Raw genomic sequence first — 15884 nt, forward strand, 5'->3', positions numbered from 1 at the left:
TATGTTGGTCGATATTCAATTAATATGATGTTACAGAAGGATGATTGTTTGGAGGGAAAAGGAATGAAAATCATGATTGTGGAAGATGATTTGACCATTCGTGATATGGTAGGGGAAACATTAGAAAAGTGGGGTTTTGAAACCGTTAAGATCGAAGACTTTGACCAAATCATGCAGGTATTTCTTAATCATGATCCTCACCTAGTCATCATGGATATCAATTTGCCATCGTTTGACGGATTTTACTGGTGTAATAAAATCAGAGAAATTTCAAAGGTCCCTATGATCTTTCTCTCTTCCCGTGATACACCAATGGATATAGTGATGTCGATGAACATGGGAGGAGATGATTATATTCAAAAACCTTTCCATATGGATGTATTGATTGCAAAAATTAATGCACTCCTTCGCAGAACGTATTCCTATATGGAAACACAGTCTCAGACAATGGAACATGATGGAATTATATTAAATCTTGAAAACGGAGAGGTCTTACATGGAGATCGAAAATCGGAACTCACGAAAACAGAATTTCTTATTTTAAAAATTCTTATGAAAAATAAAGGAATCATCGTCAGTCGTACGAAAATGATGCGTAGCCTTTGGAAGAATGAAAATTTCGTGGACGAAAATACATTGACGGTTAATATTGCTCGCCTGCGTAAAAAACTTGTTGAACTTGGAAAAGAACACTTTATTACAACTAAGAAAGGACAAGGTTATATAATTCAATGAATTTCTTTCATTACTTAAAAGATAAACGGAATTTCTTTATATTAAACATGATCATTATGTTCTTTGTTTCTTTGATGATGATTGTGAGCACAGATTCCAGAAACGCTGTAAGTAATATCGTATATACCAATATGGTTATCTTTTTTATTGTAGCTATATACGTAATCATCGAATACTATTACAATAGAGAATTTTATCGGGAATTAAATGATTTGGTTGAAAGTAATCATGAAGAATTTCTCGCAACTCTGCCTAAACCGCGAAACGATGAACAACTGTTATATCTTGAGTTATTAAAAAAAGTAAATAGTGTGCATGGCGATCAATTACAAAAGTTGTATAACGAAAAAATGGATCATCAAGACTTTATTACATCTTGGATTCATGAAGTCAAGGTTCCGATTGCGGCAGGTCGCTTGCTTATGGAAAACAGTAATGGAAGAACTGTTGAATACCTTGTGGACAAGTTTGAAGATGAGTTGGATAGAATAGAAAATTACGTAGAGCAGGCTCTTTATTATTCTCGCATCGATTCTTTTTCCAAAGATTATTTTATTTCCGAGGTAGTGTTGGATCAAGTCGCTAAAAACAGTGTAAAGAAATATGCTAAATCTTTTATTAACAAGCAAATTCGTTTTCATATGGACAATATTGAACAGGTTGTCCATACCGACAGTAAATGGCTTGGTTTTATTATCGATCAAGTTTTTTCAAATTCTTTAAAATATACAGGTGAAGGCGGTGAAATCTCCGTACAATTTGAGGAAGATCGAAAAGAAAAGCGGCTACAGATTCAAGATACAGGCATTGGAATTAAGCCAGAGGATATCAGCCGCGTATTTGAAAAAGGATTTACAGGATTTATTGGGAGAAGTCATGCCAAATCTACCGGTTTAGGTCTCTACCTTGCAAAAGAGATGGCTCTTAAATTAGGCCATGACCTTTCCATTCATTCAGAAGATGGGAAATATACGAAGGTCATCATCCACTTTCCAAAAATCAGAAATTATTATCATCTATAAGTATAATGGTGGGGTTAAAGAAATTGGGTAATCGGAAAATAGTATCAAATTAAAGGTGTTCAAGTAGAATAATGTTTATCGTTAATACTCTTTTTTTAGAGTATCAAGAATGGAAAGCCAATAATTTTGCACTACATTTTTGTGTTCCAACCTTTATGTTACAAAGATACAAAATACATACTATTAAAGAAGGAGTATCATTAATAAGGGTTAAATTCGGGGTAAGTAATGAAATTGCTGAAAAAAATTAGAACATTTCAGAAATCAATTAATTCAATCTAATTCAAAAACTACATATTGGTTCTATAAATAACAATTAAAAAATTCCGTTTTGAATTAAGATTGATCAAAACGGATTCTTTCTTTGTGAAGTACTATACATTTTTTTAAAAAAGTTCGATCATTTTCTAGCTGTAATCCTCCACAATCGCGCCCGTTTGTTTAACATCTTCTATTCCTTTAAAGGCATGTATGAAGAAGGACTTAATTTCTCACCTTCAATGACTATAGCGGTTAGTCCATCATTTGTTTTGGTTTCATGCCATTCATCTTTATCCCAAAATACCGCATCTCCAGTCTGTACTTTTAAATATTCTTCTTTTTCACTTCGTACGTACCCCTCACCACTCATAATTAAAAAAAGTTGAGGTACCACTGCTTGATGGTACCCAATAATACCGTTTTTACCTAAGTACATACATCCAATATGAGTTTCCTTTTCCGTTTGAATTATACGAGACATAATAAAATCTGAATTAAATTTTGAAATCTTTTTTCCTTTATCTTTATTGAATTGATAAAACTCCATAATGTACCTCCAAATTCCAATATAAATATAAAACTTATTCGAGAGAGCCTTAAGATAAATGTCTTTCTGCTATTCATTTCTTGCGCCCGATTGTTACGTTATTTGATTCACCTATTTAACGCCGTTATTATAACTGAAATAAAGAGATTTTTTATAAAATAAGCATTTATTATTGACAAAAAAATTTATTTATGCTATAATTTACAATTAAAATTATTTTGTGTATAATAAGGTTCTCCTGGCCAGGGGAATCTTATTTTTGTTTTACGGGAGGATTAATTTATGAAGAATAATGAAGCAAGTTTAACTTCCTTAATATCAGCATTTGGTCGTGCGTATCACAGTAAATATGACACACCCAAAATTTTTGATGATTTTATTGCAAAAGATTTAATTTCCCAAAAAGAATTTGCAGATATTCGTGAGAATATGATTAAAGGAATCCAATTCTTTAATCAAGAAATTGCAAAGAAATATCAGGACCATCCAGACGAAATTTTAAAATGGATTACACAAGTCCAACTCTCTCCAACTACTTTAGCACGTGCTGCTTATTGTGAAAATGTATTGTTTCATGAAATAGCGTTAGGCGTTAAACAGTATGTCATTCTAGGAGCTGGATTAGATACCTTTTGTTTCAGACATCCAGAATTACACGATAACTTAGATATATTCGAAATTGATTATCCAGCCACACAAGACTTTAAAAAGAAAAGGGTAGCTAATGCTAATTATCTAATTCCAGACAATCTACATTTTGTTTCAATGGATTTCACGAAAAAATTTGCTGTTCAAAATCTTGTCGAAGAAGGATTTATTCCTGATAAAAAAACCTTCTTTAGTCTATTAGGTGTTTCTTATTATTTAACAAAAGAGGAAAATGCCCGTCTAATTAATGAATTATTTACCCAAGTTCCATCCGGAAGTTCTATAGTTTTTGATTATGCAGATGACAAACTTTTTGAAGAGAAAGGAATGTATGACCGAGTTCAAAATATGGTTCAAATGGCTTCAGCTAGTGGAGAGGCAATGAAATCATGTTTTATTTATGATGAAATAGAAAAAATGTTAGAAAACGCAGGTTTACTCATTTATGAACATTTATCACCTAATGATATTAATAATCAATTCTTTGGTGATCGTTCAGATTATTTGTCAGCATTCGAAACGATTCATTATATCCACGCTGTAAAAAAATGATGTTTTGGTTAATAACCAACTCACCTCTCAATCTTCCTTATGATTGAGAGGTTTTATTTACTTTTTATCGGTTAGTTATCCAACGTTTATATAATTTTACTTACTATCGGTCATTCCGCAATCTGGTCCGTTAATCGAACATCAAAGTTAAACAATCGCGCCCGTTAACGGAAATCACATCAGTTTCTCTTGGCAAAGATTCCTTTAACAAACTCCTCTTTGAAGTCTGTATATTCCTTTATTCCTTTCGTCGAATCTTTCAGATACCCCAATTTAATATCGAGATATTGTGTTTTTGCATCTTCATTGGTGTTTAAATAATCTCTAAAAAAGATGAGGTTGTTCCATAACTCTTTTTGGTATTCGACTAAATGTATAAAATGCGTCTTTTCTTTGTAAGTATCATCAATAAATTTAGCAAGCACAATTTCTCCAGGTCTCTCTACTTTCAATCTAAGGAAACCTGCCTTACTAAAACTTTTTAATAAGGGTTTATCAACTTTTTGTAAATCATCAACACCCACAATTATGTCTATTATGGGCTTTGCCGACATTCCTTTGATTGCAGTACTACCAATGTGTTCAATTCGTTCTTCATCAAAACTTGTGTGTTCTCTTAGCTCTTCTTTAACTTTAATGAACTCGTTTTCCCATTCAGATGTATAGCTTTCTAATCTGACCTCATCATTTTTCAATCCCAATCGCAAAGTGTCTCCCCCTAGAGTTTATTAACAATTGTTAAACCTCAATGCTAACATCCTAACTTCAACAATCTGGCCCGTTTGTGGTATAAAAAGTATTTTATATCAATCTCTTAATCCCTATTTTAACATACAAAAATTAATTCTACATAATAATCTGATAATCTGAATGCAAATTATTTAAAACTTATTTAAAAGGTTGTAGAGCCTCATTTTAATCTTGACCGATTTTATTCAAAAACCCAAAAATAATCCCTATCAAAATTCAATAAAATATCAAATCCCTATACTATCATATACACGTTTTATTACATTGTGTTCCAACTTTTTATTATAATATAACCGAGTTATCCACAGAAAAATGTTCCCTACCAAAATTCAATGAAAAAACAAAATTCCCTACCAAAATTTTTTCTTGGTAGGGTTTTTGGTAGGGAACTATATTATTTTATATGGTTTTTGTCTATTTTTAACAAGGTTAAATCCTTTTAAATCGGTGTTCCCTCTTCAAGTTAAGTTGTATTCTTATTCCCACTCAATCGTTGCAGGCGGCTTGCTCGTGACATCGTAGAGGACGCGGTTGATGTGGTCCACTTCGTTCACGAGGCGCGTGCTGATCTTCTCGAGCACGTCCCAAGGGATGCGCGCCCAGTCGGACGTCATTCCGTCAATTGATGTGACGGCGCGGATGCCGATTGCGTAGTCGTACGTGCGCTCGTCGCCCATGACGCCGACGCTGCGGATGTCCGGAAGCACGGTGAAGTACTGCCAGATGTCGCGCTCGAGTCCGGCTTTCGCGATTTCCTCGCGAAGGATAAAGTCGGATTCGCGAACGATTTCAAGCTTTTCTTCCGTGATTTCGCCAAGGACACGGATGCCGAGGCCCGGTCCAGGGAACGGCTGGCGCCAGACGATTTCATCCGGAAGGCCGAGTTCCGAGCCGAGTGCACGCACTTCGTCCTTGAAGAGCGTGTTCAGCGGTTCGATGAGCTTGAATGTCATGTCTTCCGGCAGGCCGCCGACGTTGTGGTGGGACTTGATTGTCTGGGCGGTCGCGGTGCCAGACTCGATGATGTCGGTGTAGAGAGTGCCCTGCGCCAGGAAGTCCATGTCTGTCAGCTTGGCGGCTTCCTCGTCAAACACATAGATGAACTCGTTGCCGATGATCTTCCGCTTTTTCTCAGGATCCGATACGCCGGCGAGCTTCGAGAGGAAACGCTCTTGTGCATCAATTTTGATCACTTTCATGTCGAACTTGCCGACGAACGTCTCCATGACGCTGTCCGCCTCGCCCTTACGCAGCAGGCCGTGGTCCACGAACATGCATGTCAGCTGGTCGCCGATCGCACGGTGGATAAGGGCCGCGACGACAGAGGAGTCCACCCCGCCGCTCAGCGCGCAGAGGACCTGCTTGTCGCCGACTTCCTGGCGGATTTTTTCGATTTCAAGCTCAATGAAGTTGCCGATCGTCCAGCCGCCTTCCGCCTTGCAGATACCGAACACGAAGTGGCGGAGCAGGTCATTGCCGTTGACGGAATGACGGACTTCCGGGTGGTACTGGACCGCGTACATGCCGCGGGACGGGTCTTCCATTGCCGCAATTACGCAGCTCGGGCTTGTCGCCACTGTCGTGAAGTTTTCAGGAACTGCCGTAACATGGTCTCCGTGGCTCATCCAGACAATCTGGTCGGATGGCTGGTCCTCGAAAAGAGCTGCGCCTTCTTTGACGTTCATTTCCGCTTTGCCGTACTCGCGGCGGGATGACCTTTCGACGTTGCCGCCGAAGTGATGGGCCATGAGCTGCATACCGTAGCAGATGCCGAGGACCGGGATCCCGAGGTCGAAGATGGCCGGATCGACGGTAAATGCCGTTTCACCGTAGACCGAGTTCGGGCCGCCGGAGAAGATGATGCCGGCAGCGTTCATCCCTTTGATGTCTTCTGCGGTGACGGTGTGCGGGTGAAGTTCGGAGTAGACGCCGAACTCACGGATGCGGCGGGTAATGAGCTGGTTGTACTGGCTGCCGAAATCGAGGACGACGATCTTTTCCTGTTCCAGCAAGAGGGATTCTGCAGACAAGTTTATTCCACCTTTTCCTGTCGGACCGGGTCAAAATAAAAACGCGCAGAAAAAGCTTCCGCGCGTTCTCATCTCCATCCAAAAAGCGGATGCCCCGTGCACGCACGTATAGCATCCGCCTTCATAGACAGGCCATTTACGGCGGCCTGGTAGAGACATCCGGACCATATTTCCGGACTTATATGAGGGCGACCCGGTCTATCCGATTTTTAGTCAGTTTACCCCTTGCCGCCCCGAAAATCAACTGATGGTCCTGTTGATTAAATTTTCCCAACTTTCCCTGATTGCCCTCTCCTCACCGACGGCGTCCCTGCCGCCATAAAGGACCGCTTCGTACGCCTCGGTCAGCCGCTTCATGTCATCGCCGCCAAAGTGGGCATCGACTTCCCGGGCATAGGCGGAAAGCGTCTTGCCGTCCTCTTTCGGAAGGCCGTAGCTCCGCAGTCTTTTGAGCAGCCGGGCATATGACCGCTCGAATTCACCGCGGTCGAGCGCACGTTTCCTGAAGCGCGCCACCATCACTCTCGGAAGCCATTTGTCCCTGAGGAGGAAAGCGGCAAGTACAGCCGCCGCGAGAACGGCAAGCGCGATATAGATCACGCGGCTGTTTTCCGCGATCCGGTCCCCGAGGGATTTCCAGAAGCCGTCCCCTTTGGCTGCTGCCGGCGTTTCTTCCTCTTCGGCTTCTTCCGGCTGGGCGGACTGTTCCATCTCCTGTGTTTCTTCTTCCGTCATTTCCTCCAGGTCCAGATCATAATCGATGCCGCCTGCGCCGTCGAAGCCGATCGTCGGCTCAAACGGCATCCAGCCGACACCCGGCATGTACGCCTCAACCCAGGAGTGGGCATTGTTGTTCGTCACTTCAAACTGCCGGCCGGCATCACTGCGACCGATCTCCTCGCCTTCGTTGAAGCCCTTGACCCAGCGGGCCGGCACACCGGCCGAGCGGAGAAGGACGACCATCGACGTCGAGAAATGGTCACAGTAGCCGCGCTTCGTCTCGAACAGGAAGTGGTCGGTGAAATCCTCGCCGGTTCCCGGGGATGCGACGTTGGCCTGGTCATAGACAAAGCCATTCTGCCTGAAGTACTGCTCGACCGCACGGGCCTTACCGTAGAGCGTCTCTTCCCTGCCCGTGATTTCAAGTGCCAGGTCGTGCACGCGCTGGGGCAGACCGTCGGGAAGCTGCAGGTATTGTGTGAGCACTCCCTGCGGCAGCGTATCCGGAACCGTGGCCCGGAGAGCGGTCATGCTGTATGCCGGCTCATCATAAGTAACGCTGTAAGCATCCAGTACGGCGGGTTCATTGTTTATGAACGGGACGACCTTCCCCGTACCCGCTTCCTGGAGAAACTCGGTCCCTTCAGGTCCGGAAGGCGCAATCGCCCCGTAAGGCCTGACGATGAATTCAAAATCAAGCTGCATCGAAACAGCCGCCGTATCTTCGCCGCGGGTTGTCCCGGCAAGGAGCGGCTCGTCGATCGGCCGGCTTCCGCCTACCGGAAGCAGTTCCTGCTCCTCCGAGGAATGGATCCATCCTCTCGACGTGTACGTGTCTTTCGTCTCGACCTTCCAGTATTGGCCCCGGTCGGCCGTTGCCTCGAAAACGACTGTGTCGTCTCCGATAAACGGGCCGCCGAGCATTGAATCGTCCTCGCCGTAGCCAATCTTCCCGGCATCACGGCCAAGACCGTCGCCCGCCCCTTCGGCGAACGACTTGATGAACGGCACCGGGTCCGGCCAGGCGGGATCGGACTTCGGAAGAAACTGGCTCACAGCGCCGGCCGCCGTGACCAGCACGAGCAGCGGAATCGTCATCACCAGGAATGCCGGCAGGCCAGGCCGCTTACCCTGCCCATCCGCAAGCTTCGCGAGGAACGTGAGCCCGAGCAGCAGGAAGCCGATCACGAGGACGCGGAGAATTGCCGCATCTGCGCTGTACGGACTGAACGTATCCAGGATCGTGATGAAGATCACCGTCATCCCGTAGAAAATAAGGACAGACATCTTCACGTTGATCCAATACTGGATCAGGTAAGACGCCATCCACAGCAGTGCGAGAAACAGCACTGTCCGGAACGGATCGGTAATGCGGCCAAGCTCGCCCGTGACGAGGAGCCCGGCATTCTGCAGAAGGTCACCCAGGACAAATGACACCGACGTAACAGGCGTCGCAGGTCCGTCCATATGCGCATGGGCGATAAACCAGACTGCATAGATCAGCTTCACAGGCCCGGAGAGCCACCAGGGTGCACCGAAAAGCGGGAAGGCAAAACAAAGACCGACGAAGATAACAAAGAGTGCCAGGTGGCCCGCCCCGGTCAGTTCGATGATCGGGAGAAGCCACTCCCTGACGAGGAGAACCACCAGAACATAAATGAGGCCGAGGAAAATCCGGTCAACCGCTTTCTGGTTCATCAGCGCGCACCTCCCCTTTCCGGATCCGCAAAGTCCCGTTCCGTGACAAACCGGACATCAAATCCGGCGGCAATGGCTGCACGTGCGGCTTCCATGCCCACGCGGCCCGGGTGCTCGTCCTTCCCGAGAACAGAAAAGAGGATACCGCCGGACGCCTGCCGGGCTTCCCGGAGAAACGCGGCCACCCATTTTTCCGTAAGCGGACCTGTAATGACCGTCATCGTACGGGCCGCCGCGAGCGCGCGGCTGTCCGCCGGCGGCAGATGCCCTCCGGAGGGAGAAGGCCTGAACCGCGCCAGATGCAGCATCGCTGCCCTGAGACTGTCCGGCCCTTCCACCCGGGGAATCGCCGCGCCCGCTTCCCCGAGGCTCAGGAACCCGGAAGCCGAGCGGGATTCGACCGCCTTTTTCAGTATGGACGCCGCGAAACCGACCTGCTCCTCGAATTGCGGAGACGGCGAACCGTCCAGGACGAGCAGAAGGTCCTGCGCCCTGCGGTCCTCCAGTTCCTTCGAATGGAGCTCTCCAGTCCGCGCAAAAGCCGGCCAGTGGATCCGGGAAAGCCGATCCCCCGGCTGATAATCCCGGATCCCCGTGGCGACGGACGACTCTTTCACGGAAGCGAATGATGCCGCCGCGCTGCCCCGCTCTTCGGAGGCAGCGGAAGGAACTTCCCGCATGTCGGTCACCTTCGGAAGCACGGTGATGGTCTGGCGCAGCGGGATGAAATGACGTTTCCTCATCCAGCCGAAAAAGTCGGATGCTTCGATCTCGATTCCTTCCAGCACATGTTCCCCGCGCATCAGCGGACCGGTCTCATAGGACCAATCCTTTTTCCTGCGGAATCCCCAAAGAAAAAGAGTGGTCGGCATCGGTAGCTGTGCCGCGCTTCCCGGAATCTCTTTCACAGTCACATAAAGAAGCGGAAACATGAATCGCCGGCCGAAGCGGACAGTTGACCTGAGCGGGCTCCCGTAAGGAATCTCCCGTCGCCCGACTTCCCTCTCCGCAGTAATTGCCCGCAGCGGATAAAAGTAAAGGAAAATACCGTACAGGCCAAACGGCAACACCATATAAAACACCGTCCAGCTGACGACGCCCCCCTGGAACTGTGCATAGGCAAACACCCCGGCCAGAACGGCGAGGATTCCGATGAGGCGGAGCATCGGTCCCGCCTTGCGGAGAAACCGCTTCATCGTGTGCCTGCTCTCCGGACAGGGACCTTTGTTCTCGTGACGATGCGTTCCACCAATTCCTCTGCATCAATTCCCTCATAGCGCACTTCCGGCTGTAGAATCATCCGGTGACTGAACACATACGGGGCGAGATGCTGGACATCATCCGGCAGTACATAATCGCGGCCCTCCAGGAAAGCGAGTGCGCGAGCAGCCCGCATCAGCGCAATCGATCCCCTCGGACTGACACCAAGACGGATGTCAGGGCTTTTCCGCGTGCTTTCGGCCAGATCGACGATATAGCCCTTCACAGTGTCATCCACCGAAACTTCTGCTGCACGGATACGGATATCCCTCAACTCATCCAGTGTAATGACAGGCTGGATCCGGTCAATCGGCGGCTGCTTTTCCGCGCGGCGAAGCACTTCCACTTCATCCTCGCGGACCGGATAACCCATCTTCACCTTCAGGAGGAAGCGGTCAAGTTGCGCCTCCGGAAGCGGATAAGTGCCTTCATGCTCGACCGGGTTCTGTGTCGCCATGACAAAGAACGGGTCCGGGAGCGCAAGCGTACGGCCGTCGACCGTAACGGAAGCTTCTTCCATCCCTTCCAAAAGGGCAGATTGTGTTTTCGGGGACGTCCGGTTGATTTCATCGGCCAGAACAATGTTCCCCATGATCGGGCCGGGACGGAACTGAAACTCCATCTCTTTCGGGCTGTAGATCGAGACGCCGATCACATCAGACGGCAGCAGATCCGGGGTAAACTGAATGCGCTTAAATTCGGCCCCGACCGATCGCGCCAACGCCCGCACCATCATCGTTTTCCCGACGCCGGGGACGTCCTCGAGCAGCACGTGCCCGCCGGCAAGAAGAGCGACCACGCTCAGCTCTGCCACATCACGTTTTCCGATCATCACTTCTTCGATATTTTCAATGACTTTAAGCAGCTTTCCGTGTTCTTCCACTATCGGGTTCCCCCTGTCTCTATCCGGTTTCCCGGCCGGTCTACTGGAAATTATTTATACTGATTTCAGTTTAGAGGAAGGCAGGGCATGGGTCAATCTGAGGGGGCGTTTGACTGGTGGATTCATTGAAATGTTTGGTCTGCCCGGGACGAATGGTGTGTATTAGCGGGCGGCAATGATTGCGAATGACGAGATTGAGAGCCCGAATGACGAAACCGCTCTGTTGAGAGGTAGTCTTTCTACAATCAAAAACCCGCCGGCATCAGCCCGGCGGGTTCCTCTCAAGATTCAGTTTCTCCAGAAGTCATCGTATACCGTGATCGGCAGATGGCGCTTGTGGCGGGAGTTCATGTAATAGGCTTCGAGTTTCTCCTGTGCTTCCGGAGAATTTTTCTTGCCTTCCAGGTAATTGTCGATGTCATCGTACGTCAGGCCAAGGGCGACCTCATCAGGAATGGCCGGACGGTCCTCTTCAAGATCGGCGGTCGGAACCTTATTGTAAAGATGCTCCGGACAGCCGAGCTCCTTGAGCATGGCCCGTCCCTGGCGCTTGTTCAGCCGGAAAAGCGGCACGATGTCAGCTGCGCCGTCGCCGAACTTCGTATAAAAGCCGGTGATCGCCTCCGCCCCGTGGTCAGTGCCGATGACGACCGACTTCTTCATCGCGGCAATGGCGAACTGGGCCTTCATCCGCTCGCGCGCTTTCTCGTTGCCCTTTACGTAATCGGTCAGGGGCACGCCCGCTCCGGCCAAGGCCGCCGCGCTGGCATCGACTGCCGGCTTGATGTTGACCTCATAAGACTCGGACGGCGAAATGAATGCCATCGCATCATCGACGTCTTTCTCGTCGAACTGCTTGCCGTACGGGAGACGGACCGCATGGAACTTGTACCGATCCGTGCTTTCCTCCTCATTCAGCTCGTCCACCGCCATCTGGGCCAGCTTCCCTGCGAGGGTAGAATCCTGACCGCCCGAGATGCCGAGCACGAACCCTTCCAGGAACGGATGGGCGCGGGCATAGTCCTTCATGAAATCGACCGACACGCGGATTTCTTCGCGCGGATCGATTTCCGGCTTCACTTTCAGTTCCCGGATAATCTCTTCCTGCAGTGTCATAATCACTTCCTCCTTCTTTTCAGACAGGGGTCAGTTTTCCGCTCCGTCTGTCTCAAACTCATGGATGCGGTCCTGGACCTCATGGATATTTCGCATTTTATTGTCCCAGCACTTCTGGCTTAGGTCGACCGGATACTCCTCCGGATTGAGCGAGCGCTTGTACTCGTCCCAAAGCAGGTTAAGCTGTCCGTGGGCGAACTCTGTGATTTGCGGCAGTTCCGGGAGGTCATAGACAATATGCCCTTCACGGACAACCTCCTGGTGCAGATTCACCGCTTCAAAATTCGTTACGAATTTCGAGATGAACGTATGGACCGGGTGGAACATCTTGAGGCGGGACTCCTCTTCCGGCTTCTCGTCCCACATCGTGATGTAATCGCCCTCCGCCTTGCCGTTTTCACGGTCGATGATCCGGTAGACTTTCTTGAGGCCCGGCGTCGTCACCTTTTCGGCAGTGGAAGAAATCTTGATGCGGTCTTCCAGGACGCCTTCTTCGTTTTCGATCGCGACAAGCTTGTACACTGCTCCGAGCGCAGGCTGGTCATAGGCGGTGATCAGCTTCGTGCCGATCCCCCACTGATCCACCTTCGCCCCCTGGAGCTGCAGGTTCATGATGGTGTACTCATCGAGGTCGTTCGAGACGATGATTTTCGCATCCTTGAATCCGGCCTCGTCCAGCATGCGGCGGGACTCCTTCGACAGGTAGGCGATGTCGCCGCTGTCGAGACGGATACCGATAAAGTTGATCTTGTCACCGAGCTCTTTTGCCACGCGGATGGCCGTCGGGACCCCGATCTTAAGCGTGTCGTACGTATCAACGAGGAACACGCAATCCTTGTGACGGCGCGCATAAGCGTGGAATGCATCATACTCGCTCTCGTACGCCTGCACCATCGAGTGGGCATGCGTACCGGCGACAGGAATGCCGAACAGTTTGCCCGCCCGGACATTGCTCGTTGCCTCAACCCCGCCGATCACCGCGGCACGTGCACCCCAGATTGCCGCGTCCATCTCCTGGGCACGGCGCGAGCCGAACTCCATGACGACATCATTTTTCACGACCTGCTTGATTCGGCTGGCCTTCGTCGCGATCAGCGTCTGATAGTTCACGATATTGAGAAGCGCAGTCTCGATCAGCTGGGCCTGGATCAGCGGCGCCTCAACACGGATGATCGGCTCGTTGCCGAAGACGAGCTCCCCCTCGACCATCGAGTAGACATCCCCGGTAAACCGCAGATCGGCCAGATACGACAGGAAATCATCCTTGTAGCCGGCATTGTCACGGAGATAAGCCAGATCGCTTTCCGAGAAGCGGAATCCCTTCAAGTATTCCAATACCCGCTCGAGCCCGGCAAACACCGCATAGCCGTTGCCGAACGGCAGCTTTCGGAAATACAGATCGAACACCGCGCGCCGCTCATGGACGCCATCCGCCCAGTACGTCTCGGCCATGTTGATCTGATAAAGGTCTGTATGGAGCATCAGACTGTCGTCTGCATAATTCGTCGACACAAGAATCCCTTCTTCCAAGTTCAGAATTTACACTAACTATACATTAACATGAATATACCCTGCCACACCCGGTAGCAATCAAGGGCGGGTTGTGACGGTTACCGGGAGACGCTGTCGATTGTTAATACAAAAAAGGAGCCCCCGCTTTCGGGAAGGCTCCTCTCATGCATCAGCAATGTTACTGTGCACCATTAACAGGGACATAAGGGTCTTCGCAATCTGGCAGAATGTGGACGATCAGGTACGTGACTACAATCTTATTGTCCGCAAGTCCAAGCGCCTCTGCAATCGGACAGCCTTTGCAGCGGATAGCGAACGAAATTGTACCGCAGAAGTCTGTCGGACAAAGGTCTGTGCCGTAACCGCCCTCACAGAGTTCTTGGATGACGCACGTTGTTCCGGTCGCAGTGAACGGCAGTTCATTATCAGCCGGGCAAGACTCCCAGAAGAACCCGAAAGTCGTGTCCAGACAGATTTTCAGGTACCAGTTGATATAACCGGCCACCGTGCGCGGACCAATCAACACCAGACCTCCGCATCCGCAAGGGTCGTAAACTGATGTTGCGTCCGCCATAGGCGCCTCACCGGCCACCGAATCTCCGCAGCAGATCAGGTACGGATCGTTCCTCAACAGCTTAAACGGTGGAATTTGGTCAGTGTTGACAGAATTCGCCGGCAATTCGAGCGTCGCAAAGTCAAAGACCAGACGGTTGAAGTTGAAACCATTCGTCTGGGTCATTTGTGCCCGAAGCCCTTGAAGGTTGTTCAAGCTTTGTACGTCTCCGGCATTCTTCGCTTCAGCGATTTCCGCATCAAGGCCGCGAAGGACATTCGGCATTTCCTGCTTAAGGATGTTTTGCATTTCTGTTTGGTTCATTTTTCTCACCTCCTCCACTTTTTTTCTCACAAGGTCTTTTCACCTTGCTCTACCAATGTATTCGGGGGCCAAGCATCAGCTCGGGCGAATCTACCGGCGCCCTGCGGTGTTATCGCCCGTTTTGCGCATTCAAAAAGCCGCACGGCGTCAATCGCCCGTGCGGCCTATGGGAGTTTACCCCCTATTTCGGGATCCGGAATGGGTTTATTCCCCTCCCTTGTCCCGCTTTGTGCTTTGTTCAGCCTGCTCGACCTGCCCCTCCGGGCTTTGGTCCGGTTCGAAATCAGGACTCTGTTTGTCCGGCATGCCGGTGAAATCGTTTTTGTCGTCCGGCCCGAGCGCCTGCTCGCTCGCCTTACCTGCGCGATCCTTTTTATCGTTCATGGCAATCTCTCCTTTTCTTTTCTCTCTTTTATGGAGTTTACCCGCAAGCGCATGCACGCAATCAACACCATCAAAAAGCCCATCCGGCAATGCCGGATGGGCGGTTACGATCAGTTGACAGCTGCTGCTGCCTTTTCCTTCTCGTAGAACTTGATGAAGTTGTCCACGACGATGTCGAGGAACGCGAGGGTCCCTTCGTCAGTAAGGTTGCCTGCTTCGTCGATTTTCTCGTGGACGGAGCCGATATACACTTCGTTCTGCGGCAGGATTGCCGGAGCGAGGTTCGGGTTCGACAGAATCTCACGCAGATGCTGCTGGGCACGGACGGAGCCGAGCGCGCCCATCGACGCGCCGACGATGAATGTCGGTTTGTTGTTCAGAACGAGATCGACACGGCTCATCCAGTCGATGGCATTTTTCAGCTGGCCTGGGATGGAGAAGTTGTATTCCGGTACGGCAAAGAGGACCGCGTCGGAATCAGCCACGTCTTTCTTAAAGTCCAAGACATCTTCCGACGGATTGTTTTCAATATCGGTTGCATACGGCTCAAGAGCATTGATGAAGAGCGGCGTGATTTCCAGACGGTCCGCGTAGCGGCTGCGCATGGCTTCGACGACTTTCAGGTTATAGGATGTGGAGCTGGTGCTCCCGATGATTGCTTTGACTTTGATGGTCATGGATGAAACACTCCTTCAGCATAACTGTATTGCCGGAAATGTAGTCTCCGGCTTATCCACAGTTATGTTACACGATTCGACATGTTTCATCCCTCTTCTTGCTCACCGGGACACCTGGAAACTCTTTCAATCTTCATTTTAAAAAAAAGGCTTGCGGGCCGCCCTAAACGGTGATACAGTGAGTCTAATCATTTTTCAAACAATTGAATCAG

At 49.1% G+C, this 15884-nt stretch carries 14 protein-coding genes and 1 riboswitch; of the genes, 3 read left to right on the top strand and 11 right to left on the bottom strand.

Annotation, left to right across the window (positions count from 1 at the left end; translation table 11 throughout):
• Window positions 1-63: 63 nt before the first annotated feature.
• Window positions 64-735, top strand: coding sequence for a response regulator transcription factor (locus AC6CHQ_RS11340; protein WP_095239542.1), 672 nt, complete (start codon window positions 64-66; stop codon window positions 733-735).
• Window positions 732-1757, top strand: coding sequence for a sensor histidine kinase (locus AC6CHQ_RS11345; RefSeq protein ID WP_095312434.1), 1026 nt, complete (start codon window positions 732-734; stop codon window positions 1755-1757). Before AC6CHQ_RS11340 ends, AC6CHQ_RS11345 begins: the two co-directional genes overlap by 4 nt.
• A gap of 451 nt (window positions 1758-2208) precedes the next feature.
• Here AC6CHQ_RS11345 and AC6CHQ_RS11350 read toward each other — a convergent pair whose 3' ends face one another.
• Complete coding sequence (locus tag AC6CHQ_RS11350) at window positions 2209-2565, bottom strand: cupin domain-containing protein (RefSeq protein WP_251239907.1); 357 nt, start codon at window positions 2563-2565, stop codon at window positions 2209-2211.
• A gap of 282 nt (window positions 2566-2847) precedes the next feature.
• On the opposite strand from AC6CHQ_RS11350, the gene AC6CHQ_RS11355 reads away from it, so the two are divergent.
• The gene (locus AC6CHQ_RS11355) at window positions 2848-3765 is read left to right on the top strand and encodes a class I SAM-dependent methyltransferase (RefSeq protein ID WP_251239908.1); all 918 of its coding nucleotides are present in this window, start codon (window positions 2848-2850) and stop codon (window positions 3763-3765) included.
• A 179-nt stretch (window positions 3766-3944) separates the two neighbouring features.
• Here the strand turns inward: AC6CHQ_RS11355 and AC6CHQ_RS11360 are convergent, their stop codons facing one another.
• The 10 genes from AC6CHQ_RS11360 to AC6CHQ_RS11405 form a co-directional block, all read right to left on the bottom strand.
• Window positions 3945-4472 carry a GrpB family protein gene (locus tag AC6CHQ_RS11360; protein ID WP_251239909.1) on the bottom strand — a complete coding sequence of 176 codons (528 nt, stop codon included), beginning with the start codon at window positions 4470-4472 and terminating at the stop codon, window positions 3945-3947.
• A 519-nt stretch (window positions 4473-4991) separates the two neighbouring features.
• The gene (gene guaA / locus AC6CHQ_RS11365; RefSeq protein WP_498081584.1) at window positions 4992-6545 is read right to left on the bottom strand and encodes a glutamine-hydrolyzing GMP synthase; all 1554 of its coding nucleotides are present in this window, start codon (window positions 6543-6545) and stop codon (window positions 4992-4994) included.
• Between the two features lie 104 nt (window positions 6546-6649).
• Window positions 6650-6751, bottom strand: a riboswitch (purine riboswitch).
• A gap of 34 nt (window positions 6752-6785) precedes the next feature.
• The gene (locus tag AC6CHQ_RS11370; RefSeq protein ID WP_251239911.1) at window positions 6786-8963 is read right to left on the bottom strand and encodes a DUF4129 domain-containing transglutaminase family protein; all 2178 of its coding nucleotides are present in this window, start codon (window positions 8961-8963) and stop codon (window positions 6786-6788) included.
• Window positions 8963-10159, bottom strand: a complete 1197-nt coding sequence (locus AC6CHQ_RS11375) for a DUF58 domain-containing protein (protein ID WP_498081585.1) — start codon at window positions 10157-10159, stop codon at window positions 8963-8965. Before AC6CHQ_RS11375 ends, AC6CHQ_RS11370 begins: the two co-directional genes overlap by 1 nt.
• Window positions 10156-11055: an AAA family ATPase gene (locus tag AC6CHQ_RS11380; RefSeq protein WP_251239967.1), complete on the bottom strand. Its 900-nt coding sequence runs from the start codon at window positions 11053-11055 to the stop codon at window positions 10156-10158. Before AC6CHQ_RS11380 ends, AC6CHQ_RS11375 begins: the two co-directional genes overlap by 4 nt.
• A gap of 339 nt (window positions 11056-11394) precedes the next feature.
• Window positions 11395-12222: an NAD(+) synthase gene (gene nadE, locus AC6CHQ_RS11385; RefSeq protein WP_251239913.1), complete on the bottom strand. Its 828-nt coding sequence runs from the start codon at window positions 12220-12222 to the stop codon at window positions 11395-11397.
• 30 nt (window positions 12223-12252) lie between these two features.
• Window positions 12253-13734, bottom strand: a complete 1482-nt coding sequence (locus AC6CHQ_RS11390) for a nicotinate phosphoribosyltransferase (RefSeq protein WP_092055046.1) — start codon at window positions 13732-13734, stop codon at window positions 12253-12255.
• A 178-nt stretch (window positions 13735-13912) separates the two neighbouring features.
• The gene (locus AC6CHQ_RS11395) at window positions 13913-14611 is read right to left on the bottom strand and encodes a hypothetical protein (protein WP_251239915.1); all 699 of its coding nucleotides are present in this window, start codon (window positions 14609-14611) and stop codon (window positions 13913-13915) included.
• 204 nt (window positions 14612-14815) lie between these two features.
• Window positions 14816-14995: a hypothetical protein gene (locus AC6CHQ_RS11400; protein WP_424237782.1), complete on the bottom strand. Its 180-nt coding sequence runs from the start codon at window positions 14993-14995 to the stop codon at window positions 14816-14818.
• 110 nt (window positions 14996-15105) lie between these two features.
• Window positions 15106-15672, bottom strand: coding sequence for an NADPH-dependent FMN reductase (locus AC6CHQ_RS11405; protein ID WP_424237783.1), 567 nt, complete (start codon window positions 15670-15672; stop codon window positions 15106-15108).
• Window positions 15673-15884 lie beyond the last annotated feature (212 nt).

This window comes from Bhargavaea sp. GQ12 (genome assembly GCF_059758705.1).

Coding starts and splice junctions, on each gene's coding strand:
- AC6CHQ_RS11340 (WP_095239542.1), top strand. CDS start 64: ATGAAAATCATGATTGTGGAAGATGATTTGACCATTCGTGATATGGTA.
- AC6CHQ_RS11345 (WP_095312434.1), top strand. CDS start 732: ATGAATTTCTTTCATTACTTAAAAGATAAACGGAATTTCTTTATATTA.
- AC6CHQ_RS11350 (WP_251239907.1), bottom strand. CDS start 2,565: ATGGAGTTTTATCAATTCAATAAAGATAAAGGAAAAAAGATTTCAAAA.
- AC6CHQ_RS11355 (WP_251239908.1), top strand. CDS start 2,848: ATGAAGAATAATGAAGCAAGTTTAACTTCCTTAATATCAGCATTTGGT.
- AC6CHQ_RS11370 (WP_251239911.1), bottom strand. CDS start 8,963: ATGAACCAGAAAGCGGTTGACCGGATTTTCCTCGGCCTCATTTATGTT.
- AC6CHQ_RS11375 (WP_498081585.1), bottom strand. CDS start 10,159: ATGAAGCGGTTTCTCCGCAAGGCGGGACCGATGCTCCGCCTCATCGGA.
- AC6CHQ_RS11380 (WP_251239967.1), bottom strand. CDS start 11,055: ATGATCGGAAAACGTGATGTGGCAGAGCTGAGCGTGGTCGCTCTTCTT.
- nadE (WP_251239913.1), bottom strand. CDS start 12,222: ATGACACTGCAGGAAGAGATTATCCGGGAACTGAAAGTGAAGCCGGAA.
- AC6CHQ_RS11395 (WP_251239915.1), bottom strand. CDS start 14,611: ATGAACCAAACAGAAATGCAAAACATCCTTAAGCAGGAAATGCCGAAT.
- AC6CHQ_RS11400 (WP_424237782.1), bottom strand. CDS start 14,995: ATGAACGATAAAAAGGATCGCGCAGGTAAGGCGAGCGAGCAGGCGCTC.
- AC6CHQ_RS11405 (WP_424237783.1), bottom strand. CDS start 15,672: ATGACCATCAAAGTCAAAGCAATCATCGGGAGCACCAGCTCCACATCC.